The sequence below is a fragment of the Nocardiopsis sp. CNS-639 genome (assembly GCF_000381685.1).
GTDB lineage: Bacteria > Actinomycetota > Actinomycetes > Streptosporangiales > Streptosporangiaceae > Nocardiopsis > Nocardiopsis dassonvillei.
In genome coordinates, this window is record NZ_KB906885.1 from 1 (window position 1) to 25,091 (window position 25,091).

General features: G+C 69.3%; 21 protein-coding genes and 1 tRNA gene. 14 read left to right on the forward strand and 8 right to left on the reverse strand.

The window, feature by feature from the left end; all coding sequences use genetic code 11:
- The 3 genes from G011_RS0127400 to G011_RS0127410 all read right to left on the reverse strand — a co-directional run.
- The coding region (locus tag G011_RS0127400; protein WP_019611263.1) for an LLM class flavin-dependent oxidoreductase at positions 1 to 587 on the reverse strand (587 nt) is incomplete at its 3' end.
- Positions 588 to 764: 177 nt separating this feature from the next.
- Positions 765 to 1,232: a MarR family winged helix-turn-helix transcriptional regulator gene (locus tag G011_RS0127405; protein WP_019611264.1), complete on the reverse strand. Its 468-nt coding sequence runs from the start codon at positions 1,230 to 1,232 to the stop codon at positions 765 to 767.
- A gap of 146 nt (positions 1,233 to 1,378) precedes the next feature.
- Positions 1,379 to 2,320 carry a DUF5996 family protein gene (locus G011_RS0127410; RefSeq protein WP_019611265.1) on the reverse strand — a complete coding sequence of 314 codons (942 nt, stop codon included), beginning with the start codon at positions 2,318 to 2,320 and terminating at the stop codon, positions 1,379 to 1,381.
- Between the two features lie 539 nt (positions 2,321 to 2,859).
- On the opposite strand from G011_RS0127410, the gene G011_RS0127415 reads away from it, so the two are divergent.
- From G011_RS0127415 to G011_RS0127425, 3 genes are all read left to right on the forward strand, one after another.
- Positions 2,860 to 3,516, forward strand: a complete 657-nt coding sequence (locus G011_RS0127415) for a hydrolase (RefSeq protein WP_019611266.1) — start codon at positions 2,860 to 2,862, stop codon at positions 3,514 to 3,516.
- Between the two features lie 128 nt (positions 3,517 to 3,644).
- Positions 3,645 to 3,953: a GNAT family N-acetyltransferase gene (locus G011_RS0127420; RefSeq protein WP_013152153.1), complete on the forward strand. Its 309-nt coding sequence runs from the start codon at positions 3,645 to 3,647 to the stop codon at positions 3,951 to 3,953.
- Between the two features lie 217 nt (positions 3,954 to 4,170).
- Positions 4,171 to 4,512 (forward strand): hypothetical protein, encoded by a 342-nt coding sequence (locus tag G011_RS0127425; protein WP_155979853.1) that lies wholly within the window; start codon positions 4,171 to 4,173, stop codon positions 4,510 to 4,512.
- Positions 4,513 to 4,545: 33 nt separating this feature from the next.
- Here the strand turns inward: G011_RS0127425 and G011_RS0127430 are convergent, their stop codons facing one another.
- On the reverse strand, positions 4,546 to 4,953 hold the full coding sequence (locus tag G011_RS0127430) for a hypothetical protein (RefSeq protein ID WP_155979854.1): 408 nt from the start codon (positions 4,951 to 4,953) through the stop codon (positions 4,546 to 4,548).
- Between the two features lie 128 nt (positions 4,954 to 5,081).
- Positions 5,082 to 5,171, reverse strand: a tRNA-Val gene (locus tag G011_RS0127435).
- 173 nt (positions 5,172 to 5,344) lie between these two features.
- Between G011_RS0127435 and G011_RS0127440 the strand changes: the two genes are divergently transcribed.
- Entirely contained in the window at positions 5,345 to 6,067 is a 723-nt protein-coding gene (locus G011_RS0127440; RefSeq protein WP_036553208.1) for a DUF2637 domain-containing protein, read from the forward strand.
- Positions 6,068 to 6,443: 376 nt separating this feature from the next.
- On the opposite strand, the gene G011_RS0127445 is transcribed toward G011_RS0127440, so the two are convergent.
- Positions 6,444 to 7,244 (reverse strand): SGNH/GDSL hydrolase family protein, encoded by an 801-nt coding sequence (locus G011_RS0127445; RefSeq protein ID WP_026338720.1) that lies wholly within the window; start codon positions 7,242 to 7,244, stop codon positions 6,444 to 6,446.
- Positions 7,245 to 7,398: 154 nt separating this feature from the next.
- Between G011_RS0127445 and G011_RS30670 the strand changes: the two genes are divergently transcribed.
- Positions 7,399 to 8,025, forward strand: coding sequence for a TetR/AcrR family transcriptional regulator (locus G011_RS30670; RefSeq protein WP_019611271.1), 627 nt, complete (start codon positions 7,399 to 7,401; stop codon positions 8,023 to 8,025).
- Positions 8,026 to 8,215: 190 nt separating this feature from the next.
- Here G011_RS30670 and G011_RS0127455 read toward each other — a convergent pair whose 3' ends face one another.
- Positions 8,216 to 8,836, reverse strand: a complete 621-nt coding sequence (locus tag G011_RS0127455) for a TetR/AcrR family transcriptional regulator (protein WP_019611272.1) — start codon at positions 8,834 to 8,836, stop codon at positions 8,216 to 8,218.
- A 234-nt stretch (positions 8,837 to 9,070) separates the two neighbouring features.
- On the opposite strand from G011_RS0127455, the gene G011_RS0127460 reads away from it, so the two are divergent.
- From G011_RS0127460 to G011_RS0127495, 8 genes are all read left to right on the forward strand, one after another.
- Entirely contained in the window at positions 9,071 to 10,558 is a 1,488-nt protein-coding gene (locus G011_RS0127460; RefSeq protein WP_196808547.1) for an ABC transporter substrate-binding protein, read from the forward strand.
- 82 nt (positions 10,559 to 10,640) lie between these two features.
- Positions 10,641 to 11,579, forward strand: a complete 939-nt coding sequence (locus tag G011_RS0127465; RefSeq protein ID WP_026338721.1) for an ABC transporter permease — start codon at positions 10,641 to 10,643, stop codon at positions 11,577 to 11,579.
- The gene (locus G011_RS30370; protein WP_051104418.1) at positions 11,576 to 13,441 is read left to right on the forward strand and encodes a dipeptide/oligopeptide/nickel ABC transporter permease/ATP-binding protein; all 1,866 of its coding nucleotides are present in this window, start codon (positions 11,576 to 11,578) and stop codon (positions 13,439 to 13,441) included. The genes G011_RS0127465 and G011_RS30370 overlap by 4 nt, the downstream gene beginning before the upstream one ends.
- Positions 13,438 to 14,271, forward strand: a complete 834-nt coding sequence (locus G011_RS0127475; RefSeq protein WP_019611276.1) for an ATP-binding cassette domain-containing protein — start codon at positions 13,438 to 13,440, stop codon at positions 14,269 to 14,271. The genes G011_RS30370 and G011_RS0127475 overlap by 4 nt, the downstream gene beginning before the upstream one ends.
- 19 nt (positions 14,272 to 14,290) lie before the next feature.
- Positions 14,291 to 16,513, forward strand: a complete 2,223-nt coding sequence (locus G011_RS0127480) for an alpha-L-rhamnosidase (protein ID WP_019611277.1) — start codon at positions 14,291 to 14,293, stop codon at positions 16,511 to 16,513.
- Positions 16,510 to 18,750, forward strand: coding sequence for a glycoside hydrolase family 3 C-terminal domain-containing protein (locus G011_RS0127485; RefSeq protein WP_019611278.1), 2,241 nt, complete (start codon positions 16,510 to 16,512; stop codon positions 18,748 to 18,750). Before G011_RS0127480 ends, G011_RS0127485 begins: the two co-directional genes overlap by 4 nt.
- The gene (locus G011_RS30375) at positions 18,747 to 19,718 is read left to right on the forward strand and encodes an alpha/beta hydrolase (protein WP_019611279.1); all 972 of its coding nucleotides are present in this window, start codon (positions 18,747 to 18,749) and stop codon (positions 19,716 to 19,718) included. Before G011_RS0127485 ends, G011_RS30375 begins: the two co-directional genes overlap by 4 nt.
- Complete coding sequence (locus tag G011_RS0127495; protein WP_019611280.1) at positions 19,718 to 22,279, forward strand: alpha-L-rhamnosidase; 2,562 nt, start codon at positions 19,718 to 19,720, stop codon at positions 22,277 to 22,279. The genes G011_RS30375 and G011_RS0127495 overlap by 1 nt, the downstream gene beginning before the upstream one ends.
- A gap of 142 nt (positions 22,280 to 22,421) precedes the next feature.
- Here the strand turns inward: G011_RS0127495 and G011_RS0127500 are convergent, their stop codons facing one another.
- Positions 22,422 to 23,564, reverse strand: coding sequence for a serine hydrolase (locus tag G011_RS0127500; RefSeq protein WP_019611281.1), 1,143 nt, complete (start codon positions 23,562 to 23,564; stop codon positions 22,422 to 22,424).
- Positions 23,565 to 23,713: 149 nt separating this feature from the next.
- Between G011_RS0127500 and G011_RS0127505 the strand changes: the two genes are divergently transcribed.
- Positions 23,714 to 24,856 (forward strand): alpha/beta hydrolase, encoded by a 1,143-nt coding sequence (locus G011_RS0127505; protein WP_019611282.1) that lies wholly within the window; start codon positions 23,714 to 23,716, stop codon positions 24,854 to 24,856.
- Positions 24,857 to 25,091: the final 235 nt, after the last annotated feature.

Genomic DNA, 25,091 nt, shown 5'->3' on the forward strand with positions numbered 1-25,091 from the left:
CCGTCACCGTAGAAGGCGGCCTGCTCGGCGATCTCGGGGCTGCGGATGGAGCCGTGCCAGACGAAGGGGGGCACCCCGTCCAGGGGGCGGGGGGTGGAGGTGAAGCCCTGCAAGGGGGTGCGGAACTTGCCCTCCCAGTCCACCACGTCCTCGCGCCAGAGCCGGTGCAGCAGGTTGTAGTTCTCCAGCGCCAGCGGGATGCCCTGGCGGATGTCCTGGCCGAACCAGGGGTAGACGGGGCCGGTGTTGCCGCGGCCCATCATCAGGTCCACCCGGCCGTCGGCCAGGTGCTGGAGCATGGCGAAGTCCTCGGCGATCTTGACCGGGTCGTTGGTGGTGATCAGCGTGGTGGAGGTGGACAGCAGGAGCCTGTCCGTTCGGGCCGCGATGTAGCCGAGCATCGTGGTCGGTGAGGAGGCCACGAAGGGCGGGTTGTGGTGCTCGCCGGTGGCGAAGACGTCCAGGCCGACCTCCTCGGCCTTGAGCGCGATGGTCACCATCGCCTTGACGCGCTCGGCCTCGGTCGGCGTACGGCCGGTGGTGGGGTCGGTGGTCAAGTCACCGACGGTGAAGATCCCGAACTGCATCGCACCCGTCTCCCTGTGGTCGCTGTGCCGACTGCCGTGGCGAACGCGGTGCCGGGTGTGGTCGCCCCCGTCGCGGCATCATCGTCTTTTTGTTGATGTATCAACCATAGTAGCCCAAGTGAAAGTTGATCAATCAACGGAATAGCGAGGTATTCCCCGAGGCCGAGCGCCGCCCGCTCAGTCCGGCTGCTTCTCCATGTGGTCCACGACGCGCTGGGAGAGCCGGGCGAACGTCCTGAGCTGGTTGGGGGTCAGTGCGTCGATGAACAGGCGGCGGACGTGCTCGACGTGCAGGGGCGCGGCTTCCTCGATCGCCGCGTATCCGGCCGGGGTGGCGACGATGAACGCCCCGCGGGCGTCGTCGGGGCATTCCTCCCTGGCCACGAGCCCGCGCTTGGCCATCCGCCGGACCTGGTGGGACATCCGGCTCTTCTCCCAGTTCACGAGCCTGGCCAGTTCCAGGAAGCGCATCCTGCCGTCGCTCGTCGCGGTGAGGTTGACGAGCACGAGGTAGTCGGAGGCGGACATCCCGGAGTCGGACTGGAGGAGACGGGACAGCCGCCCGACGAGTGTCTCCTGCATGCGGATGAAGCCGTCCCAAGCGGCCTTCTCATCCGCCTCCAGCCAGCGCGGCGTCTCGTTCATGGGCGCAGTGTAACGAAGAAGTTGACACCTCATCCACTTGGGACGAAGCGGCCGGAACGCGGCCTCGCGTCGGGCCGGGCCCTCCGAAAGAGCGGAGGGCCCGTCGACGGGGGCCACCACCACGGCCCGGTCCGTCCCGTCGTCCCTCAGGACGCGGGGGTGCCCTGCCAGCGCAGGGGGTCGTCCTCCAGCGCGGAGCGGTCCCAGTTCCCGAGGTTCGCGGCGGCCTCGTAGGTGGTGCGCAGGAACTCGGCCACCGCGCGGTCGGGGTCGGGCGCGGTGCGGGCGGCCTCGTAGGGCAGCAGGAACTGCTGGAACTCGGTGCTGTAGTACGCGCCCTCGGGGCCCACCGGCTGGTCGGCGAACCCGTCGGGTGCGGGGTAGGCGTAGGAGTAGAAGGCGCCCTCCTCGCCGCCGCCGGGCCAGAAGCCGCAGCTGGACAGCTCCCGGGAGTAGCCCTCCACCATGACCCAGTCCCCGCAGTTGGGCGCTCCGCCCGGGTGGGGCGGGGCCGTCCGCCCGGAGAAGCGGGTGCAGGCCAGGTCCATCGCCCCCCAGAAGAAGTGCACCGGACTGACCTTGCCCACGAAGTGCGACCGGAACTCGCCGATCACCCGGTTCGCCTGGAGGAGCTGACGCCAGAACAGGGTGGCCGCCTCCCCGTCGTAGGAGGCGTGCTCGTGGTCCTCGGCGAAGGGGATCGCGGGCTCGACCTCGTTGGGGCTCGGCCGGATCGGTGCCTCGATCCCGAGTCGGCCGAGCATCTCCATGATCCGGGTGTAGAACTCGGCGACCGGCATCGGCCGTAGCGCGAAGCTCCGCTCGCCGCCGTCGCTGCTGCGGATCCGGAGCTGGTGGTCGACGAAGTCGAACTCGATCTCGAAGGCCCCTGTGCCGTACGGGACGGCCGAGGTCGTCAACCCGCGTGGGCTGACGTAGAGGGTCACCTGCCACCAGTGGTTGATCAGCGGAGCGTGGGCCATGCGGATCTTGCCCACGATCTGGGTCCACATGTGCAGGGTGTCGCGGGTGGGGGTCCAGTCCGAGACCCGCAGGCTCGGCCAGTTCGTGGCTGAAGGGCTGGTCATCGCTCACTCACTTCCTTCTGTACGCCAAGGGGCGGAGGCGGTCGTGCGCCGCGGACGGGTGTCCTGACCCCCCTCCCTCCTGGAACGAGGCGGGCCGCGGTCCTGCCGGTCCCCGCCGCACCCCCGGCGGCCGACGGCCTCCGGAGGGGCGGCGCCCCGCGCCGCCTGTGGGTGCGAGACCCCCGCTGGTCGTTGATACATCATCCGGACAGTAGGTGACAAGTCAACTTGCTGGTAGGCGATCCGTGTTCGGTGGCGGCGGCGGATCCAGGGCCCGATTTGGTTGACACATCATCCAATGATGTTAATTTTGGTGATGCGTCACCTAACTTACCGGAGACGCGCCGTCACTGACGCGGAGGGCCGTCTCCCATGCGGAGAGGTCGCGCTGGTCCGCGCATCAGTGTCGGCCGACGCCGCGTGACGTCGGCCGGTACGGGCGGCACGGGCACGGGCGCGTGCGCCCGTGCCGCCCGCACGGCGGCCGGCGGTGTCCCGGCCGAGCCCCCAGAGCACGAAACCCCTGAGAGGAACCCCCTGTGAGCACCAAGGCCAAGAACGGACTCCAGGCGCTGCTGACGCCGGAGGAGAGCATCCTCGTCCTGATCGACCACCAGCCGTTCCAGTTCGCCAACCTCAACAGCCACGAGCCGTCCATGGTCGTCAACAACACCGTCGGCCTCGCCAAGGCCGCCAAGGCGTTCGGCGTTCCGACCATCCTGACGACCGTGCTGGAGGAGCGCGGCGGCTACCTCATCAAGGAGCTTCAGGACGTGTTCCCGGAGCAGAAGCCGATCGACCGCACGTTCATCAACACCTGGGAGGACGAGCGCGTCGTCGACGCCGTCAAGGAGACCGGCCGGAAGAAGGTGGTCATGGCCGGTCTGTGGACGGAGATCTGCCTGGCCATGCCGGCGATCCAGGCAGCGGGCGAGGGCTTCGAGGTCTTCGCCGTCACCGACGCGTCGGGCGGTGCCACGGCGGAGTCCCACGACATGGCCGTGCGGCGCATGGTCCAGGCCGGCGTGGCGCCGATCACCTGGCTGGCCGTGGCGGGCGAGTGGCAGCGCGACTGGGCCCGCGAGGAGACCATGGAGGGCATGGTCGACGTCCTGACCCAGCACGGCGGTGCCACCGGCATCGCCTTCGCCTGGGAGACGCAGATGCTGGCCAGCCGCGCCGCGAACGGCGCCTGAGGACACGACCGCGCGACGGGGCCGGTCCGCGGCGGGCACAGCCCGTCCCCGACCGGTCCCGTCGCCGACGAGGACACCGCCGGTCAACGGCGTGAACAGGCTGACACACCAACACGAGGGGAGGACCCGTGGCGGTCCAGGTGGGCGACGTGCCCCAGGCCAAGCGCTATGAGGCCCGCGTCGACGGAGAACCCGGGGTCGCGGGCGTCGCGGAGTACATCCGCACGCCGGAACTCGTCGCGTTCGTGCACACCGAGGTCGCGCCGGAGCACGAAGGCAGAGGAGTCGGGTCCGCGCTGGCCCGCACGGCCCTCGACGAGGCGCGGTCCGCGAACCTGCGCGTGCTGGCGACCTGTCCCTTCTTCGCGGGCTGGATCGCCCGTCATCCCGAGTACCAGGACCTGCTGTACCGGTCCCGGAGCAGGGTCAGCGACTGAACGGTCGGCCACGGCGGTCGTCGACGCCCCCGACCGGGGATACGGTCGCGTCCTCGGGCGCCGGGACGCCGTGCGGAACGCCTCCCTGACCGGAGCAGCCGCTGACGGTCGTCCCGGAGTGTGAACACGTGTGCGCGGGAGGGCGGAGCCGCGGCTCCGCCCTCCCACCAGCCTCCGGAGACAGGTACCGGTTCCCCGTCCGGGGCATACTGATGCCATGCCTACCCCCTTTCGTCCGATGGGCTGGGTCTGCGTTGCCCTGGTCCTGACCGGATGCGCCCCCGACATGACCCCCGAGCAGGAAGCGGTCGCGTGTGAGGTCTGCTTCCACGCCGGTGAGGTGGACAGCACTGCTGAGGCCCAGGCCCGGGGCGAGGCCTACAGCGTGCTGGTCGCCACGGCTATGGCCGCGATCGGGGTCGAGGGGGAAGGTCCCGGTGACCTGCATCCCGACCTGTACGAGATCTTCGAGGAGGAGGACTTCACCGGGTCCTACGACGCGGTCCCGCGGATCCTCGACTGGTGCCGTGACAACGAGCTGCCGACCACGGGGGACTGACCCGCGGGAGCCGCGGCGAGCGGTGAAACGAGGTCAGGGGCCGCGAAGGTAGAAGCCCCGGCTCTGGTGGAGCAGGTGCAGCGTGTTGGCGACCAGTACCAGTGGCAGGACCGCGAACACCAGGCCCAGCCAGAAACCGGCGATCACCGCCCAGACGGCCAGGGCGAGCACGAGCACCAGTAGGAGGAGTTGCAGCCCCACGGCGGACACGTAGACCGCACGGCTCGGCCGCCGGAGCAGGTATCCGCAGATGAGGCAGGCGGCACCGTAGACGGCCACCAGGGCGACCAGCGCGGTACCGGACGAACCGGTCTGGCCGCAGGAGGCCAGTCCGGCGATCAGGAACAGGCCGCCGGTCACGTACATGGAACGCCGCGAGGACCGCGCCTGCGTCGGCGGGGGAACCGGAGGGGTGGGGTGGGGGGAATCCGAAGGGGGCATGCTTCCATGTTGCCACCCCGACGCTCTTCGTGGCGGCGTACTTCCCCGACGTAGAAAGACCGTGGGCACCGGTCCAGGAGGGCCCCGGAAACGACTCAGGCCGGAGCGTGTGCTCCGGCCTGGGAAGGTGGTGGGCGATACAGGATTCGAACCTGTGACCTCTACCGTGTCAAGGTAGTTCCGGCTCCGCAGCGACCTGCGCCGATGAGCATTCGCCCAGGTCGGAGGGTTCCGTTGAGGGATCTTCGCGGCGGTTGGGAGCCGCTGGGAGAGGTTCGCGTCTCCCAGAAACCTCCCACTGCGGGGTGGGAGACGCCCGTCTCCCACTCCGCCCGGCAGGGCGCTTCCGGCTCCGTGAAGGCCCCTCGGTCACCGGGAAAGGGTGATCGGGATGGAGTCCTCCCGCTGGTCACGATGGGTCACCATCGCGACTGTTCTGCTGCTCGCGGACATCGCCGCGGTGGTGTCCTACTCGCACATGTACGAACTCGCGCTGCGCCACGGTGAACCCGAATGGCGCGCCGCCCTGTTCCCACTTTCGGTCGATGGCATGATCGTCGGCGCCTCCATGACCCTGCTGGGCGATGCCCGCCACGGCCGCCGGGGCGGCCTGCTGCCCTGGACCCTGCTCATCCTCGGCTCCATCGCCTCCCTGGCCGCCAACGTCGCGGTCGCCGACCCCACGATGTGGTCGCGGATCATCCACGCCTGGCCGTCCTTTGCGCTGATCGGCGCGTACGAACTGCTCATGCGCGAGTTCCGCACCACCGCCCGGAGCGTACGCACTGCGTACGCAGGCGGTCAGCAGAACGCGGCGAGCGCCGCTCCTGAACACGCTGACACCCTTGAGCCTGATGCAGGGCGGGCTGAGAGGGCGCTCAAAGTCGTGCCCGCTGGGAATGGTAGAGAGGCTTACGAAGCCTTGTCCCCGTTCCAAGCCCGAGCATGGGAGTGGGCAGAGGAGCAGGAAAAGTCGACGGGTGGGTTGCCGACTGGTAAGGAGATCGCCGATCGCTTCGGTCGTAAGGAGCGATGGGGGAGGCTGGTCAAGAAACGGGGGATCCAAGGACGACATGAGGATGCCGGTTACGAGGCAGCAGCTGATCGATCCTGACCGTCTTCCATCCGGGACAACATCTGATGGAGTGAGTGGGCGAGTCCGGTGCTGTGACTCGGCTGGCTGTGGGTGGTGGATCTACTGGAGAAGACGTTTCTCAAGAGTGACTCGAAACCATCGGATTAGAAGCTCCAATGCGATATCCGGAGTTGAAGACACCATCAACACTTCCATCCGGAACTCAGGCCAGAGAAAGCACGGAGCGCAACGGTGGTCTATGTCCATGGGGCGTCGGATCGGGAGGTGCAGCCCGGAGCGTGGGAGGAGCTGCTGGAGCGATGGGCGGGGCGGCGACCTTCCGGTCGCCGCCCCGTCGCGGTCAAGCCGTCCGGTCCCATCCCGGACTGACCGCGAGCACGTGGATGGGGACGTGTCAGCCGGTGGCCTCGTTGAGCGCGGCGAAGTAGCCCAGCCGGTAGCCGTCGGTGTTGGGGTGCAGCGGGGCCGGCAGGCTGGCGATGGGGTGGATCCAGGGGGTGATCGAGCACCTGCCGTGTCCGTTGAATTGCGGCCGGACGTCGACGAACTCGAAACCGGCCTCCTGCGCCTCAACGGCGAGGTTGTCGTTCAGCAGGTCGGCGGCCTCGTTGAGCAGGGTGCGCTGGGTCTTGCTGGGGCTGATGAGGTCGAAGCAGGTGAACGTCGTCTCGAACAGGCGCGGGTAGCCCAGGACGTAGACCTGGGCGTTGGGGGCCTCCTGCTTGATCGCGTCGTAGGCGGCGCTGACGTTGGCCATGTGGGTCGGCTGCTCGGCCTTGAACTCCTCGATCTTCTGCGAGCAGGCCTGGTTGCCGCCCAGGCAGGTCAAGACCAGGCCGCCCAGGTCGATGTCGTTGCCGCCGATGGTGATGGTGACGACGTCGGTGTCCGGGCTCAGCGCCTGGACCTGGTTGTCCAGCACGTCGCCCGCGACCGCGCCGCCGCAGGTCACGTCGGTGAACTCGGTGATGCCCTGGGCCTGGGCCCACAGCGCGGGGTAGCCCTGCGGGCTGCGCCCGCAGTCGAGGTCGGCGTTGGGCGCGCCGAGGCCGGCGGAGAACGAGTCCCCCATCGCCACGTACTGAGTGGTCGAGGAGTCCTCGGTGGGTGCCGCGTGGGCGGGCGCCGCAAGTAGGACGAGCGCGGTCGGCAGGGTGAGCAGAGCCGACAGGGAGAGTGCAGGGTGTCGTCGCATGACGCTCCAACGGATTGGGGGGTCGTTTCACAAGGGGATGCAAAACGTTTTAATCGTTAGTTAACTTAAGCGTAGCTTTACTTGAAGTCAAGGTCTGTATTCGGTTTCGATTGGAGTCGTCGGTGTCCGGGCACGCGCCCCGTACACTCGGTGGGTGACCGCACGCCCAGCCACCAGCCTCAGCGGTCGCCGCTTCGAGGAAGGCCACCTTCTCGATGCGGCCCGCCATGTCTTTCATGCCGAGGGGTACACCTCCGCGCAGGTCGCCGACATCGCACGATGGGCCGGGACGACCAAACCGACCCTTTACGCCCGGCTCGGCAACAAGGAGCAGATCTACCTGCGCGTCGTCCAAAGGGAGGTGGAGGTCTTTCGCGGATGGGTCTTCGATTCCTACGAGCAGGGCGGCCGACTGCCCCTCGCGGATCTGGCGGAGGTCGGTATGGAACCGCTCTTCCGTTTCGCGACGGAGCGGGCCGAGGGCTTCGACCTGCTCTTCCGTGGTGACAAGACCGGCGACCGGTCGGCGGCTCTACGACGTGAGCTCGTCAACGACATCACCGAGCAGCTGACCGCCCTGATCGACCGGCGCCGCGAGGCGACAGGTCCCGCCCTGGGCGCCGGCTCCGCCCTTCTCGCAGCGGCCTGCGTCGGAGTCGCCCGTCAGGTCTGCGAGCACGCCATCGACCACGGCTCCGATCTGAAGGCTGCACAGCGGGTGGCCGTTCGCTTCGTCGAGAACGCGTTCCGCTCCCTCGACCTCGACACCCTGGCGGTGTGATCCGATCCGGGCGGGACCGCGAGCTCCCGCCCCTCGGGAGTGGGTGGCGTCGGGGAGTGAGGCCGTCGTACCGCCGCTGATCGGCCGGTGGAACGGAGGCCGCGTCACCCGGTGTACCGGACCAGGGCCGACGAATGGGTGCCGGGACGCCGACACCTGCGCGGCATGGCGGGAACGGCTCCGCGGAGTGTCACTCCTCGGACATGGCCGGGGGGAGATCGGTGGTGATCATCGAGCGCACCTGCAGCTCGAGTTCCACGGCCACGTCGATCGACTTGTCGCGAAGCCACAGGGACTGGAGTCCCAACGTCGTGGACAGCACCAGGCGTGCGGCGGTGCGCGGAGGAATCCCGTCGCGCAGCACCCCTTCCGCCGCCGCGACGGAGAACGACTTCTCGAGCAGGTCAACGGCCCGACGGTACAGGTCGTCGAAGTAGTCGTGTGCCGGGTTCTTCGGCGAGATCGCCTCCGCCCCGAGCACCGCTTCGAGTTCGACCAAGGCGGGACGCGTGATGCTGTCGGCAACGGAGTCCACCCAGGCGCGCAGTACCTCGAGCCCCACAGGATGCGAGCGGCGGGCACGTTCGAGTGCCTGGTGCTCCCGCCACTGCAGCACCGCCTCGAGAAGATCGGACTTCGTGGGGAAGTGATGGCGCATGCCCGCGTGCGTCATGCCTGCGCGTTCCGCCACCTGTCGCAGGCTGCCGTCCCGGAATCCCGACTCTGAGAACACCTCTACCGCTGCCCGGATGATCTCCTCCCTGCGACGCGCGGACTTCGCGTACTCGCCGCGCGTTCCCGGAGTTGCCATCCCGTCCTCGTTCCTGCTCGATCCTCTGGCCCGTGGCCTGCCCGGCGCAACACCGGAACCACCCAACATTAACGCTTCGTGTCAGCTGGGTTGCATGTGTGCTGGTTGTAACGATTCAATCAAAGCCACCCACTTGGGTGGTTTTGGGTTATGCTACGGCAAGCCCGGCCCATGAGGGGCCGTCGGAGGAAGAAGAACGAGATGTTTCGGATCACACGCACCTGGGGTGCGGCCGTGGCTGTGACGACCGCACTCGCGCTGACGGGTTGTTCGGGCTCTGACACCGCCGAGTCCGACGCCGGCACGGTGACGCTCGTGGCTGTCGCGGCACCGCCGTCGCTGGACCCCGCGGCCGCGTCCATGGGCCCGACCGCCGCGTACTACGAGGCGGTCTACGACACGCTGCTGCGTACGGACGCCGCGGGTGAAATCCAGCCCTGGCTCGCCAGCGACTGGGTGTACAACGAGGACCGCACCGAATTGACGCTGACGCTGCGTGACGCCGTGACGTTCACGGACGGCAGTTCGCTGACAGCCGATGTCGTGGTCGCCAACCTCGAGCGGTTCAAGTCCGGCACCGCGCCCAACGCCGGCCGACTGGCCGGAGTCTCCTCCTTCGCCGCGCCGGACGACCGGACCGTGGTGATCACGCTGTCGTTCCCAGACCCCAACCTGCTGATGTACCTGGCGTCCGATGCAGGGCTGATCGCCTCCGGTGAGGCACTGGACGACGAGGACCTCGCGACCTCGCCCGTGGGATCGGGGGCCTATGTCCTGGATACGGAGGAGTCGGTCATCGGCTCGACGTACCTGTACCGCAAGAACCCCAACTACTGGAACCCGGACGTGCAGCACTTCGACGTGCTGACCGTGCGCGCCCTCCCGGACGTCAGCGCCATCGTCAACGCGATCACGGCAGGCGAGGTCGACGTGGTGCAACTGCCCAAGGAGGCGGTGGACCCCGCCGAAGCCGAAGGATGGATCGTCGACCAGGTCGAGCCGGGCGGATTCGCGGGCCTTGCGTTCTTCGACCGCGACGGAGAGCTCTCTCCCGCGCTCGCGGACAAGCGTGTGCGGCAGGCGATCAACCACACCCTCGACCGCCCCCTCCTGATCAGGGCGATGAACGCGGGTATCGGCGAACCGACCACACAGGTCTTCCCGGTGTCCGGGCAGGGCTACGACCCGGCTCTCGACGAGCGCTACCCCTACGACCTCGACAAGGCGAAGGAGCTTCTCGAGGAAGCGGGTTACCCGGACGGCCTGACGATCTCACTGCCGGACTTCGGCAACCGAGACAACTACGCTTTGCTCGAGGAGAACCTGGCCGGGGCGGACATCACCGTCGAGTGGGTGGAGAGCCAGCTGCAGAACTCCGTCTCCGACATCCTCGCCAAGAAGTACTCCGCCGTGCATTTCGCCCTCGGCGACGCGACCGACTGGGGGACGGTGCAGCAGATCATCGCGCCGAACGCCGCGTTCAACCCGTTCGCCACCCAGGACGACGCCCTGGACGACCTCATCAACGACTTCCAGACGGGTGACGAGGCGGAGCAGGCCGAAGCCGCGCGCGCGATCAACGAGTTCATCGTCGAGGAGGCCTGGTTCGCGCCCATTCAGCCGAGCTTCTCCCTGATCGGCTCGGCTCCGGAGGTCCAGGTCACACCGCCGACCCTGACGACCTACCCGTCGATCTTCGACATCCAGCCCCGTTCCCTGTAAGCCGCTCCGCAACCCGACACCGTGCCTGTCCGGACCGGCCGAACCCCGGCTCGGACAGGGCGGAGATGGAAACCGATCCACCATGCGCCGATACATCGCTTCACGTATCCTATCCGGCGTCGTTCTCGTGCTCGCTGTAGCGTTCGTCACCTTCGCAATGCTGTTCAGTTCGAGCGGCGACATCGCCCGCCGCCTGTTGGGCGAATCCGCGACGGCCGAGACCGTCGCCCTCAAGACCCAGGAGCTCGGGCTGGACCGGCCTCTGTGGGAACAGTTCGGCACGTGGGCGGCCTCGGCCCTGACCGGAGACCTGGGCCGGTCATGGGTGAGCGGCCAGCGTGTCACCGACGCGATCCTCAGCAGGCTGCCGGTCACCCTCTCGCTCGTCGTGCTCACCGTGGCGGTCACCGCCGCCGTCGCCATCCTGCTCGGCGTCATCGCGGCCTACCGCGGCGGCTGGGTGGACTCCGTCATCCAAGTCCTCAGCGTGGTCGCGCTGAGCGTTCCCGGTTTCCTCATCGCGCTGGGGCTGCTGCTGGTGTTCTCCGTCGGCCTGGGGTGGTTCCGGGCGACCGGTTTCACGCCGATCACACAGTCGCCGGGCGATTGGATCGGGTCGGTCACCCTACCTGTGGCAGCCCTGTCCATCAGTGCGATCGCGGGTGTCGCACAGCAGGTCAGGGGATCGATCCTCGACACCGTGAACCGGGACTTCGTCCGCACCCTGCGCAGCCGCGGTCTCCCCGTCAAGCACGTTCTCGCTCGGCACGTGCTGCGCAACGCCGGCGGCCCGGCGCTCACCGTGCTCGGCTTCCAGTTCATCGGCCTGATGGGAGGGGCCGTGTTCGTCGAGCAGATCTTCGCCCTTCCCGGTATCGGGCAGTTGGCCGTCAACGCCACGCTGTCCACCGACATCCCCGTGGTCATGGGGGTCGTCGTCGTCACGGCGCTCGTGGTCGTCGTCGGCAACCTCCTCATCGATCTGGCTCAGGCAGCCGTCAACCCGAAGGCACGCCAATGAACGAGCGCACCCCTACGCGCAGTGCACACCCGCGAACCGAGAACACCTCCCTGCTCCGAAGGCTGCTCCGACGCCCACTCACCGTCCTCGCCATCGTTCTGTTGGCAGGGATGACGCTGCTGGTCGTGTTCGGTCCGTGGATCACACCGTTCGATCCGGCACGGCCCTCGCTCGAGGACATGCTGCTCCCTCCCGGACCGGACCACCTGCTCGGTACCGACGCACAGGGGCGGGACTCCTTCTCCCGGGTGATCGCGGGCGCTCCCCTCAGCATCGGCTCCGGGATGTTCGCACTCGTCACCGCCGTGGTCCTCGGCGTGGTCGGGGGACTCGTCGCCGGGTACTACGGTGGCTGGTTCGACCTGGTGTCCTCGTGGCTGGTCGGCGTCGTGATGGCGCTGCCCTCCATCGTGATGATCGTCGCCGCGCGGGCCGTCGTCGGTCCCTCGCTGCCGGCGATGATGTTCCTGCTCGGTGTGTTCCTCTCGCCCGTGTTCTTCCGACTCGTCTACGGAGCCGTACGCGCCGTTCGCGAGGAGCTCTACATCGACGCGGCGCGCGTGTCGGGCCTGGGCGATCTGCGCATCATCGGACGGCACGTCCTGTCCGCCGTCCGGGCGCCGATCATCATCCAGTCCGCGCTCGTCGCGGGAATGTCGGTGTCGTTGCTAGCGGGTCTGGAGTTCCTGGGTCTGGGGAATCCGGACACACCGACCTGGGGCTCCCTGCTCTCCGCGGGTTTCATGCAGGTGCACACCGCCCCGTGGCTCGTCATCGGCCCGGCGATCGCGCTCGGCGTCACCGGGGTCGCTTTCGTGCTGCTCGGCAACGGGCTGCGCGACGGGCTCGAACGCACCACGCCCGCGCGGCGAAGCGGAAAACGCGCGGGAACCGGGCGTGTCGGCCCGGTGGCGGCAGAGGCGTCCGCCGCCCCCTCGAACACCGACGCTGTCGATGACCTCCCGGAAGGCGGTCTTCCGGAGACACCGGAGGGAGAAGAACCGGTGGTGCACCCCGATCCCCGGGCCGGGGACGGTGACCTGCTGCGTGTCCGCGGTCTGCGCGTGGCGTACACGCGGCCGGACGGGTCGGAGACCGAGGTCGTGCACGGAGTCTCGCTCTCGCTCCGGCACGGGCAGATCCACGGGCTCATCGGTGAATCGGGCTCCGGGAAGACACAGACGGCATTCTCCATCCTCGGGCTCCTGCCCCGCGGCGGCCGGATCACCGCCGGGGAGATCGAGTTCGAAGGCGTCCGCCTCGAGAACGCGGACGACCGCGCCCTGTCCCGGGTGCGCGGATCACGCATCGGGTACATCCCACAGGAGCCGATGAGCAACCTCGACCCATCGTTCACGGTGGGCAGCCAACTGGTCCATCCCCTGCGTCGGCAGGGAACGGGCAAGCGCGAGGCCCGGGAGAAGGTGCTCGCCCTGCTGGACCGGGTGGGGATCCCCGATCCCCGCCGCACCTTCGACGGCTACCCGTTCGAGATCTCCGGGGGCATGGCCCAGCGCGTCCTCATCGCGGGTGCGGTCTCGATGGACCCCGACCTCCTCATCGCGGACGAACCCACCACCGCGCTCGACGTGACCGTCCAGGCGGAGGTGCTCGACCTGCTGCGGGACCTCCAGGAGGAACGCCGGCTCACGATGCTCCTCGTCACGCACAACGTCGGCGTGGTCGCCGACATCTGCGACCACGTCACGGTCATGCGGCGGGGACGCTTCGTCGAGACCGGTCCCACCCGGGACGTCCTCACCTCCGCGCGGCATCCCTACACCCGGTCCCTGCTGAACGCCCTGCTGGAGGACACGCTGCCGCGCCCCGCCCTGTTGACGAGAACGGGAGATCACGCGTGAACGAGATCATGAGCGTCCGTGACCTGACGGTCGACTACCGGGGGAAGGGGTTCCGGGCCAAGCCGTTCCGCGCGCTCCGCGGCGTCTCGGCCGATCTCGCGCCCGGTGAGACACTCGGGCTGGTGGGGGAGTCCGGTTCGGGGAAGACCACCCTCGGCCGTGCCGTCCTGGGCCTGGCCCCCGCGGCCTCCGGCACGATCTCGTATCGGGGGCGGGACATCACACGCCTCCGCGGTCGTGCCCGGCGGGCGCTGGCACGGGAGATCCAGGTCGTCTTCCAGGATCCCTACTCGTCACTGAGCCCGTCGATGACGATCGAGAGCATCCTCACCGAGCCGCTCATCGCCACCGGGACCACCGTCCGCGGCGCCCGCGCGAAGGTGGCCGGCCTCCTCGAACAGGTCGGGCTCACGGACGACGCGCGCGGCAGGCTGCCCCGGGAGTTCTCCGGGGGACAGCGGCAGCGTGTCGCCATCGCCCGCGCGCTCGCCCTGGACCCCCGCGTCATCGTGTGCGACGAGCCCGTCTCGGCGCTCGACCTGTCGACCCAGGCGCGCGTCCTCGACCTGTTCATCGAGATCCAGGAACGCACCGGCGTCGCATACCTGTTCATCTCCCACGACCTTTCCGTCGTCCGGCACATCAGCCACCGCGTCGCGGTGATGTACCAGGGCGAGATCGTGGAGACCGGGGACGGCGACCAGGTCACCTCACGTCCCTCGCACCCGTACACCCGGCGTCTGTTCCTCGCCGCACCGGTTTCGGACCCCGACGAACAGGCCGCGCGGCGAGCGCGCCGCCGCGCGCTCGGGCACGGACCCACGGCATGACCGATCGACAGGAGTCTTCATGAAGGACGCAGAACTCATCACCGCCGCGGACGCGCCCGGAGCCTTCACCCTGCACACCCTGATCGACCTCGATCACGGTCAGGTCCGGGAGGCCACGCTGCGCTGCACCGCCCACGGTGTCTTCGAGGTCCGTATCGACGGGCAGCAGGCCGGCGGAGTCCTCGCACCGGGCTGGAGCGCGTACGAGCGGCGCCTGCCGGTCGAGCGGTACGACGTGACCGAGCTGATCCGGGACGGCGCCGAACTGCAGGTCCTCGTCGGCAACGGCTGGTGGCGCGGCAAGCTGGGCTTCGAGGGCCTGGCCCTGGACTACGGCGACCGCACCGGCTTCATCGGGGAACTCGACATCGTCTACACCGACGGGCGGACCCGGCGGATCGCCACGGACACGACCTGGACCGCCCGCACCGCGGCGGTCTCGGACAACAGCCTCTACGACGGTGTCCGCATCGACGCGTCGGCGCGACCGCGCCCTCTGCGCGTGGAGACACTGCCCATCGACCGGGACGTACTGGTCCCGCAGGTCAAGCCGCCGATCGAGCGCCAGGAGACGCTCTCCCCCCAACGGATCTGGACCTCACCGTCCGGTGGCACACTGGTCGACTTCGGACAGAACCTCGTCGGCTGGACCCGGCTGCGGGTGACCGGCCCGCCGGGGAGCACGGTCACCGTCCGGCACGCCGAGGTGCTCGAGGCCGGTGAACCGGCGACGCGGCCGCTGCGCGGGGCCCGCGCCACCGATACCTATATCCTCTCCGGCGCCGACGACGTCTTCGAGCCGACGCTCACGTTCCACGGGTTCCGGTACGCCGAGTTCCGCGGGCTTCCCGGGGAGCTCCACCCCGAGGACGTCGAAGCGGTCGTGGTGCACTCCCGGATGCGGCGGACGGGAACCTTCGAGTGCTCGGATCCCAGAGTGAACCGCCTCGTGGAGAATTCCGTGTGGGGCCAGCGGGGCAACTTCCTCGATGTGCCCACCGACTGTCCCCAGCGCGACGAGCGACTCGGATGGACCGGGGACATCGCCGTCTACGCCGCCGCCGCGTGCTACCAGTTCGACTGCGCGGACGTGCTGCACGGATGGCTGGCGGATCTGCACGAAGAGACCAAGGCCTCGGGACACGTGCCCTTCGTCGTGCCGAACGTCCTGAAGCTCGTTCCGAGGGAGGCCCTCGGAGAGAACGCGGCCATTGTCGGTCCCACCGCGGTCTGGGGCGACGCGGCGGTATGGGTGCCGGAGGCGCTGTGGTGGGCCTTCGGCGATGCCGAGCGTCTCGCCGAGCACTACCCCGCGATGGTCCTGCACCTGGAGTCGATCCTGCCGCGCCTGTCCGAGACGGGGCTCTGGGACACCGGGTTCCAGTTCGGTGACTGGCTGGACCCGACCGCGCCCCCGGACGCGCCGCTCACCGCGAAGGCCGACCGTTCCGTGATCGCCACCGCATCGCTGTACCGCTCTGCGGTGTTCGCAGCAGACACGGCGGCTCAGCTCGGCCTCCGGACCGACGAACGACGCTGGCGAGCCCTCGCCGACCGCACACGGGCGGCGTTCCAGGCCCACTACGTGTCACCCGACGGGCTGATCACCTCCGACGCCCAGGCGGTCTACGCCCTGGCGATCCACTTCGGGCTGCTCGACGACGCGCACAGGCAGCGTGCCGGCGACAGGCTCGCCCGGCTCGTCGCCCAAGGCGGCCACCGGGTCCAGACGGGGTTCGCGGGAACGCCGTTCGTGGTCTGGGCGCTCACCGCGACCGGCCACACCGACACGGCCTACCGCCTCCTGTTGCAGGACGAGCCGCCCTCGTGGCTGTACATGGTGGCGATGGGCGCGACCACCATCTGGGAACGATGGGACTCACTGCTTCCGGACGGCACGGTCAACCCGGGAGAGATGACGAGCTTCAACCACTACGCACTGGGCGCGGTCGTCGACTGGCTGTACAAGTGCGTCGCCGGTATCCGCCCTGCCCTGCCCGGGTACGCGCGCCTCCACCTGGAACCGGTTCCGGGTCCCGGACTCGACTGGGCGCGCGGACGGCTGGACACCCGCCATGGGCGGGTGGAGTGCGGGTGGACACGGCACGGGGACGGCACCGTCACCGTCGAGTGCCTTGTCCCCGACGGGGTCGAGGCGGACCTGCACCTTCCCGACGGGAGCACCCGCCTGCTCACGAGCGGGCCGCACAGTGTTCGACTGGAAGGGGAGACGGCGACATGAGCGACCGCATGGGGGACAACGGCGAGGCGCCGCTGACACTCGGACAGAAGGCGGCACTGCTGTCGGGTCGGGACACCTGGACGACACAGCCCCTCGACGGGGCCGACGGGCGCGCGATACGCCTGTCCGACGGCCCCCACGGACTTCGCGCCCAGGAGGGGAGCGGGGACGCCCTGGGGTTCCAGCCCAGCCTGCCGGCGACCTGTTTTCCGCCCGCCGTCGCCGTGGGTTCGAGCTGGGACGCCGAGATCGCACGCCGGGTCGGCGAAGCGCTCGGCCGCGAAGCACGTTCCCTCGGCATCGACATCGTGCTCGGTCCCGGCGTGAACATCAAACGCTCTCCTCTCTGCGGGCGCAACTTCGAGTACTACTCGGAGGACCCCCTGCTCTCCGGTGTCCTCGGCGCGGGCTACGTGCGGGGACTGCAGAGCGCGGGCGTCGGCGCGTCGGTGAAGCATTTCGCCGCGAACAACCAGGAGACCGACCGGATGCGTGTCAGCGCGGAGGTGGACGAGCGCACACTGCGGGAGCTCTACCTCCCCGCGTTCGAGCGCGTCGTCAAGGACGCGCGTCCGGCGACGGTCATGTGCTCCTACAACAAGGTCAACGGCGTTCGCGCGTCCCAGAACCACTGGTTGCTCACGCGGGTCCTGCGCGATGAGTGGGGCTTCGAAGGCGCGGTGGTCTCGGACTGGGGCGCGGTGCACGATCCCGTCGCCGCGGTGAAGGCCGGCCTGGACCTCGAAATGCCGGGCACGAACGGGAGAAGCGCGGCCCAGGTGGCGGCGGCCCTGGCCGACGGAACGCTCGACGAGGAGGCCGTGGACCGCGGCATCGCCCGTATCCGGGGGCTGGACCGCTTCGGGCGCAGCGACGTGGAACCGATCGACCCGGACGCACAGCACGAGATCGCGAGGGAAGCCGCCGCGGCGGGCATCGTCCTGTTGAAGAACGACGGATCGCTCCCCCTCGCCCCGGATACGTCTCTTGCCGTGATCGGAGAACTCGCGCGGACTCCGCGCTACCAGGGGGGAGGGAGCTCCCACGTCCTGCCCACACGCGTGGACTCCTTCCTCGACGCCGCCTGCCGGCACATCGGTGCGGAGCCGGTCTTCGCACCGGGCTACCCGTTGGACGGCGACGGGGATGCGGAGGCACTGCGCGACGAAGCGGTCCGCGCCGCACGCACGAGCGAGGTCGCGGTGGTGTTCGCCGGGTTGCGGGAGAGCGACGAATCGGAAGGCTTCGACCGCGCTTCCATCGACCTGCCCCCCGACCAGGTGGAGCTGATCCGTGCGGTCGCCTCGGCCGCGCGCCGTACCGTGGTCGTCCTCTCCCACGGCGGTGTGGTCTCGCTCGAAGGCTGGCACGACGACGCGGACGCGATCGTGGACGGGTTCCTCCTGGGACAGGCCGGGGGCAGCGCACTGGCCGATGTGCTCTTCGGGAGGGTCAACCCCTCCGGACGCCTCGCGGAGACGATCCCGCTCCGGATCGAGGACACGCCGTCCTACGCCAACTTCCCCGGTGAGCAGGGACACGTCGTGTACGGCGAGCGGCTGCTGGTCGGCTACCGCGGCCACGCCACGTTCGGGACCCCGGTGCGCTACCCGTTCGGCCACGGCCTGAGCTACACCGAATTCCGCACCCGGGACCACCGGGTCACACCGGTCGGGGCCGATGCCGTCGACGTCGCATTCGCCGTCGATAACGTCGGCGACCGAGAAGGCGCCTATGTCGCTCAGGTGTACGTCGACGCGTCCGCGCACCGCAACGTCCGGCGCCCGGCCCGTTCACTCGGAGCTTTCACGAAGGTGGTCGTACCGGCGGGCGGAACGTCCGAGATCCGCCTCCGGCTGGACCGCCGTGCCTTCTCCTACTGGGATGTGGAACTCCACGACTGGGTCATCACCGCGGGTTCCTACGGGATCGTCGTCGGCCGCGACGCGCTGAACGCGGAATGGGAGACGGCGGTCACCCTCGAAGGCGACGAGCCGACCAGGGCACTGACGCTGGAGTCCACCCTGCAGGAGTGGGCCGAGCACCCGCTCGTGGGCCCCCGCCTTGCCGACACCGTCTCCTCCGACCTGCTGCACGCGAGCCTGCAACCCGACGCGCTGCGGTTGCTGGGGTCGCTGCCCATGCAGAAGGTCGTGAACCTGCTGGCGGGGACCGTGTCACACGAAACCTGGGGCCACCTGATGGCGATGACCGCTCCGGAAGGGAGCCGGAAATGAGCGACCGCTACTTCGAACGCGTCGTCGCCCTCCAGCAGCGGCTGATCGAGGACGCGCGAAACCCGACCGGGGACCAGGAGCTACAGGCACGGCTCACACTTCCGGGACCGGAAGAGGCGACGTACACACCTCCGTCTGCCCGGGTGGTGACACGGACGGTTCCCGGGCCGGAGGGCGGTGTGACGGTTCGCGTGTACCGCCCGCTCACGGAGGGGACCGGCCGCCCCCTGCTGGTGTGGTGCCACGGCGGTGCCTTCCTCGGGGGAGACCTCGACATGCCGGAGGCCGACGCCGTGGCACGCGAACTCACCGTCGGCGCGGACGCCGTCGTCGTCTCGGTCGACTACCGGCTGTGCCTCGGCGGCGTTCACCACCCCGCCCCGAGCGATGACCTGATCGCCGCCGTGCTCTGGACGCTCGAACACGCGGAGGGTTTCGGGGCGGATCCCGCCCGTATCGGCATCGGCGGGGCGAGCGCGGGAGCCTGCCTCGCCGCGGGGGCGGCGCTGAGGCTGCGCGACGACGGGGTACCGCCGGCGAGCGTTGTCCTGGCCTATCCGATCGTGCACCCGGTGCTGCCGCCGCCGTCGGACGAACTCGCCGGGAAACTGGCCGGGCTCAGCCCGGCGATGGCGTTCGCGCCCGAGGTCATCGAGCCCGTCATGGAGAACTTCCTCGGCTGTGCGTCCTCGGCCGCCCCCGCGTACGCCACCCCCGGGGTCGCGAAGGACCTGCGCGGTCATCCCCCCACCCTCATCATCAACTGCGAGTACGACGGGCTGCGAGCCTCAGGTGAGGCCTACGCCGGGCAGCTCCTGGACGACGGGGTCGAGGTGAGGACGGTGCTCGCGCGCGGGGTCGCCCACGGGCACCTGAACCGGCCCGCACTGTCGGAGGCCGGCCGCGGCCTCCGCGACATCGGGGACTGGATCACCCGTCACCGCCTGACCGGTCGGGGAGAACACTGATGCGCGTCGTCCGTCCGCGAACCCTGCATCGCGTCGATCCGCTCGGCATCGACGAAACGCCCGAGTTCTCCTGGCAGATCACCGGCGAACGCCTGGGCGTACGGCAGGCCTCCTACCGCATCGTCGTCGAGGACGCCCGAGGCGCCCTATGGGACACGGGGGTCGTGTCCGACGACGTCCAATCGTTCGTCGAGTACGGCGGTGCCCCGCTCGCCGGCCGCACCGCCTACCGGTGGACTGTGACCGTGACCGACGACCGCGGTGAAGAGGCGGCCGCGTCGGGGACCTTCGAGACGGGGCTGCGTTCCGGCGACTGGCGTGCCTCCTGGGTGGAGAGCACCATCCCGCGGCCCGCGCCGGATGGGTGGGGGCACGGCACCCAGCCGCCCGCGGTGGAGTTCCTCCGAACCGTCGAGATCGACGGCCCCGTGCGCCGTGCGCGCCTGTACGCGACCGCACTCGGCACCTACCGGCTGACGGTCAACGGGAGCCGCCCCGACGACCGGGAGTTCGCCCCGGAGTTCTCGGTCTACCGCAGCCGGCTGTACTACCAGACCTATGACGTCACCTCCCTGCTGCGTCCGGGAGCCAACGAACTGTCGATGTACGTCGGAGACGGCTGGTACTTCTGCCCGGTCACCCGACCCATGTCGCACGAGCAGAGGGAACTGCCCGCCGTACTGTTCCAGCTCGAAGTGGAGTACGACGACGGCCGGACGGGGACGTACTGCTCCGACGGCCGGGAGACCTGCCGCACCGGACCGGTGACCTCATCCGACCTCTACTGGGGCGAGCGGTTCGACGCCACGGCGCGGCCCTCCGACCCACAGCCGGTCACCGTCGTCGACCTCGGCCACGACAACCTCGTGGCACAGCCGCTCGACCCCGTCCGCCCGGTAGCGACCCTGCCCGCTGTCGGGGTCCATGTCTCCCAGGAAGGGGACACGATCGTCGACTTCGGGCAGATCGTCGCCGGGCGGACACGCGTCCGTGTCGACGTCCCGTCCGGCGTCGAGGTCTCGCTCGAGCACTTCGAGGTGACCACACCAGACGGCGGCTACTTCAACGGCACCCTGGCCGGGCAGAAGGACGTGTACGTCTCCGACGGCACCCCGCGTGTCTACGAGCCGCTCTTCACCTTCCACGGCTTCCGGTACGTGCGCGTCACGGGAATCGAAAGCGTGCGTGCCGAGGACTTCACCGCGGTCGTGCTCAGCACACCGAAGGATGCCGCCGGTACGTTCGACAGCTCCGACGCCCGCCTGAACCGCCTGCACGAGAACGTGCGGTGGTCGCAGCGCAACAACACGATGTCGATCCCGACCGACTGCCCCACCCGGGAGAAGGCGGGCTTCACCGGCGACATCCAGCTCTACACACCGACGGCGTTCGCGAACGAGGACATGACGTCGTTCCTGACCGCCTGGTTGCGCAACCTGGCGGCCGACCAGCTCCCCGACGGTGTGGTGCCGATGACGGTCCCGTTCACCACGTTGTACGAGCGGCTGTCCCTCCAGGTGAGCCGGCAGTTCGAGACGGAGGGGGTCACCGGTATCGCGGGGTGGAGCGACGCCGCCGTGATCGTGCCCTGGGAGATGTACCGGGCGACCGGGAACACCCTCGTGCTGCGGGACGCCTATCCGTCCATGCGGGCCTGGGTGGAATGGGTGATCGCCACCGCCCGGGACCGGCGCGGCCCGGCGCACGTCCCCGAGGAGCTCGACCGCCACCTGTGGAACACAGGCTTCCACTTCGGGGAGTGGCTCATTCCGAGCAGGCACCAGAAGGGCGGCGACTGGGAGGCCACGAAGGAGTCCGCCTTCTACGTCGCACCGTTCTTCGGCTACCGATCTCTGAGCCTGATCGCCGAGGTCGCGCGCGTTCTCGGCCGGACCGAGGACCACCGGCGCTACTCGACGCACGCGGCGGCCGCGAGGAACGCGATCCAGCGGACGCTCATGGCCGGGGACGAGCTGCCCACACCGCTCATGGGGGCGTACGTCCTCGCCTTCGCGTTCGACCTCGTCCCCGACGAGCGGCGCGAGGCCTACGCACGGCGCCTCGTCGAGCTGGTCGAGGCGAACGACGGCCTGCTCGACACCGGATTCCTCGCCACGCCCTTCCTCCTGGACGTGCTCGTACAGATCGGGCGCGCCGACCTCGCCACGCGCCTGCTGTGGGAGCGTCGGATGCCGTCCTGGCTCTACCAGGTCGACCAGGGTGCCACGGCCGTCTGGGAGAACTGGGACGCCGTGGCCCCCGACGGGACACCGAGCACGTCGAGCCTGGACCATTACGCCTTCGGGTGCGTGGACGACTGGATCTGCCGGGAGATCGCGGGCATACGCGCCACCTCCCCCGGTTACAAGACCATTGTTGTGGAGCCCCGTACCGACGTCCCCCTCGACTGGTGCTCCCGGACCCTCCTCACCGAGTTCGGCGAGATCTCGGTGCGGTGGGACCGCGACGGGCTCGACGTGAGCATCCCCTGCAACACCACGGCGACCGTGCGGTGGCGCGGCCGGACTCACGAGGTGGGCAGCGGACGGTACCGCTTCTGACCCGCCCGAACGGGAGGAAGGCCGAGCCACACCGTTGAACGGCATCGCCTCCGGGCTTGCTCCCGGAGGCGATGGGCAGAGCGGAGAAGGGGAGCCGTGGGGTGCGGCCCGGCCCAACAGGCCGGGCCGCACCCCACGGCGGTCAGACGACGGAGCGCACGGCGGCCTCGATGATGTCCTGCTGATTGCGGAAGGCGCGGAAGGCGTCCAGGTCGATGGCGTTGGACAGGAAGCAGAACGACACACCGGTTTGCGGGTCGGCGAACGCGATCTGGCCCCCGCCGCCGCCGTGGCCGAACGTCGTCGGCGAGACGGCCGGTCCGAACGGGTGCATGACCAGGTCGACACCGTACTCGGGGCGTGTCAGGCGCCGGTTGTCGTCACCGGCGACGATCAGCCCGAGGGTGCGGTTGGCGGGGGCGTCGAGGCGCAGTCCGTCGGGGAAGGTGTTGCGGATGTTCGTGGTCGCGTCCACGAGGATCTCCGGGCTCCACAGGTCGGCGGGATTGTGGAGGAGTGCCTGGTAGAACAGCGCGACAGACTCCGCATCCGAGACGGCGCCACCGCCGGGGGCACCGGCCGCGATCACGTCCGGGTCGTTACCGAAGGCGCGGATATCGAACGGTTCCCCCGATCCGATGCGCGGTTCCGTCGCGGGCCGCCCCGTCAACACCTCGAAGGGGTCGAAGGGCGCCTCGCCGATGTGGCGGACCTCCCGTACGTCCCCCTGGCGCTCCGGTGCCGCACCGAGGTCGATCCGGTCGAGGCCGAGCGGGTCGAACACCAGCTCCCGCAGTGCTTCTCCGTGCGGACGGCCGGTGATCCGGGTGACGAGCTCCGCGAGGACCCAGCCCGCGGAGAACGGATGGTAGACGTAGCGGCTCCCGGGTTCGAACTCGATCTCCCAGGACTCCATCTCACGGACCCGCCCTTCACGCGTGCGCAGCGCATCACGGGGGAGCATCGGGGAGGGGATACCGGCGGTGAACAGCAGCAGGTGCTCGAGCGTGATCGTGTCTTTGCCGTTCGCGCCGAACTCCGGCCATATATCGACGACCCGTGTGTCCGGTTTGATCTCGCCGTCGTCGATGAGGCGCCAAATGAGGGACGCGAAGACGGGTTTGGTGGACGAGAAGATACAGAACCGGCTGTCGAGGGCGGCATCCCCGAATGCCCGTGTGCGGAGGACCTCTCCGTCGCGCGCGATCGCGTACTGGGCGTCGGCCAGCTCGCCGCGTCCGATGAGGTCGGCGATCAGTTGTTCGAGGTCGACATCTTGTGGCATGTCCGCCTTCTCCTTGTCGGTGTCGGACCGGGGTGCGCTGTCGCGCTGTCGCCGCTGGTACGGACACCGTACACAAAAATCACCCAGTTGTGTGGTTTTATGGGCGGGCGACTCCCGGGTTCCGGGTCGCTGCGGAGAGGACGGTTGCCATGGTCTGGGTTGCGTGCGTACTGGCGGGTATCGCACTGTTCTTCGCCGCGGGGACGGTCGCGTGGCAGACGCCGTGGCTCGGACTCCTCGGTTCCCTGGGCGGCTATGTTCCCGGCTGGCTCGTCGTCGCCGCCGTACTCGGATTCGCCGCCGGCGTCGCGGCGTGGGTGTCGACTCCCTCGATCTGGGCGGTGGTGTCGGCGGCCGTGTCGGTGTGGGCGGCCGCCGTCGGTATCAGAGTCATCGCCGACCAGCGCCGTGTACTGGCGGACCTGGGGGTGTCCACTCGGTTCCGCGACTACTTCGGGCCCCACCGGTCGTCCACGACCGGCCCGGACGAGGTCGTGACCTACGGCCCCGTCGACGGATTCACTCCCCGCATGGGTGTCTACCGGCCGGAGCCCGGTGTCTCGCCGGCTCCGGTGGTCGTCCACGTCCACGGTGGAGGGTGGGAGGCTGGAGACGAGACCAGCGACGCGTGGTTCGCGCGTCACCTCGCGGAGGCAGGTTTCCTGGTGTTCACCCCCACCTACACCTACGCGGCAGAGGGACGGCCGACCTGGGATCTCGCCCCGCAGCAGATCGCATGTGCTCTCGTCGAGGCCCGAGCGCTCAGCGAACGCTACGGGGGCGATCCCGGCCGCTTCCACCTCACCGGGAGCTCCGCCGGGGGCAACCTCGCCCCGCTCGTGGCCAATCGCCTCGCAGCAGGAGAGACCTTCGGCCGGGACTCCGACTCGCTGCCGGACATCACGGCGATCGCCATCACCATCCCCGCCGTCGATCCGGGCTTCGCCGAGGGCAACGCGTACGTGCCCGCAGGTACCGTGGGCCGCCGTCTCGTGCGGGCGTTCCTCGGCGGAACGCCCGATCAGGTGCCCGAGCGGTACGAGGCCGTGGATGCGGGTGCGTACCTCGACGCCAAGTGCCCGCCGGCCCTGGTGGTCTACGGCCCCAACGACTGGCTCGTGCCCGCCCAGGCGATTCTGAACTACATCCTTCGGGCGCGCCTTCGCGGGGCGCAGGTCCGCCCCGTGGCCATCCCGTGGACCGGCCACCTCATGGGCCTCAGCGGGGCGGCCGACAGGGCGATCGCACAATTGACCGTCGAATGGTTCAACGCACACGCTCCCCGAAGCTGAGAAGCCGTCGTGCGAGGTGAGACGGCAGGCGTGGCTCGTGTCCCGGTTCCTGTCGAGAGGAGGCGCCCCGGTCGGTGTGCCTGGGCCTCTTCTCGCAGACACTGTGATCCGACAAAAAACACCCAAATGTGTGGTTTACGATGTGGCCCGAGACCGGACGGCATGCCCACGGACCCGAGACGAGAGGCCGACGTGGTGACCACGAACGACACCAGGACCCGAACACGCGCACTCC

What these genes read in the sequence shown, in the direction of transcription:
- G011_RS0127405 (WP_019611264.1), bottom strand. Translation starts at nt 1,232, where the DNA reads ATGAACGAGACGCCGCGCTGGCTGGAGGCGGATGAGAAGGCCGCTTGG.
- G011_RS0127410 (WP_019611265.1), bottom strand. Translation starts at nt 2,320, where the DNA reads ATGACCAGCCCTTCAGCCACGAACTGGCCGAGCCTGCGGGTCTCGGAC.
- G011_RS0127425 (WP_155979853.1), top strand. Translation starts at nt 4,171, where the DNA reads ATGCCTACCCCCTTTCGTCCGATGGGCTGGGTCTGCGTTGCCCTGGTC.
- G011_RS0127430 (WP_155979854.1), bottom strand. Translation starts at nt 4,953, where the DNA reads ATGCCCCCTTCGGATTCCCCCCACCCCACCCCTCCGGTTCCCCCGCCG.
- G011_RS0127440 (WP_036553208.1), top strand. Translation starts at nt 5,345, where the DNA reads ATGGAGTCCTCCCGCTGGTCACGATGGGTCACCATCGCGACTGTTCTG.
- G011_RS0127445 (WP_026338720.1), bottom strand. Translation starts at nt 7,244, where the DNA reads ATGCGACGACACCCTGCACTCTCCCTGTCGGCTCTGCTCACCCTGCCG.
- G011_RS0127455 (WP_019611272.1), bottom strand. Translation starts at nt 8,836, where the DNA reads ATGGCAACTCCGGGAACGCGCGGCGAGTACGCGAAGTCCGCGCGTCGC.
- G011_RS0127465 (WP_026338721.1), top strand. Translation starts at nt 10,641, where the DNA reads ATGCGCCGATACATCGCTTCACGTATCCTATCCGGCGTCGTTCTCGTG.
- G011_RS30370 (WP_051104418.1), top strand. Translation starts at nt 11,576, where the DNA reads ATGAACGAGCGCACCCCTACGCGCAGTGCACACCCGCGAACCGAGAAC.
- G011_RS0127480 (WP_019611277.1), top strand. Translation starts at nt 14,291, where the DNA reads ATGAAGGACGCAGAACTCATCACCGCCGCGGACGCGCCCGGAGCCTTC.
- G011_RS0127485 (WP_019611278.1), top strand. Translation starts at nt 16,510, where the DNA reads ATGAGCGACCGCATGGGGGACAACGGCGAGGCGCCGCTGACACTCGGA.
- G011_RS30375 (WP_019611279.1), top strand. Translation starts at nt 18,747, where the DNA reads ATGAGCGACCGCTACTTCGAACGCGTCGTCGCCCTCCAGCAGCGGCTG.
- G011_RS0127495 (WP_019611280.1), top strand. Translation starts at nt 19,718, where the DNA reads ATGCGCGTCGTCCGTCCGCGAACCCTGCATCGCGTCGATCCGCTCGGC.
- G011_RS0127500 (WP_019611281.1), bottom strand. Translation starts at nt 23,564, where the DNA reads ATGCCACAAGATGTCGACCTCGAACAACTGATCGCCGACCTCATCGGA.
- G011_RS0127505 (WP_019611282.1), top strand. Translation starts at nt 23,714, where the DNA reads ATGGTCTGGGTTGCGTGCGTACTGGCGGGTATCGCACTGTTCTTCGCC.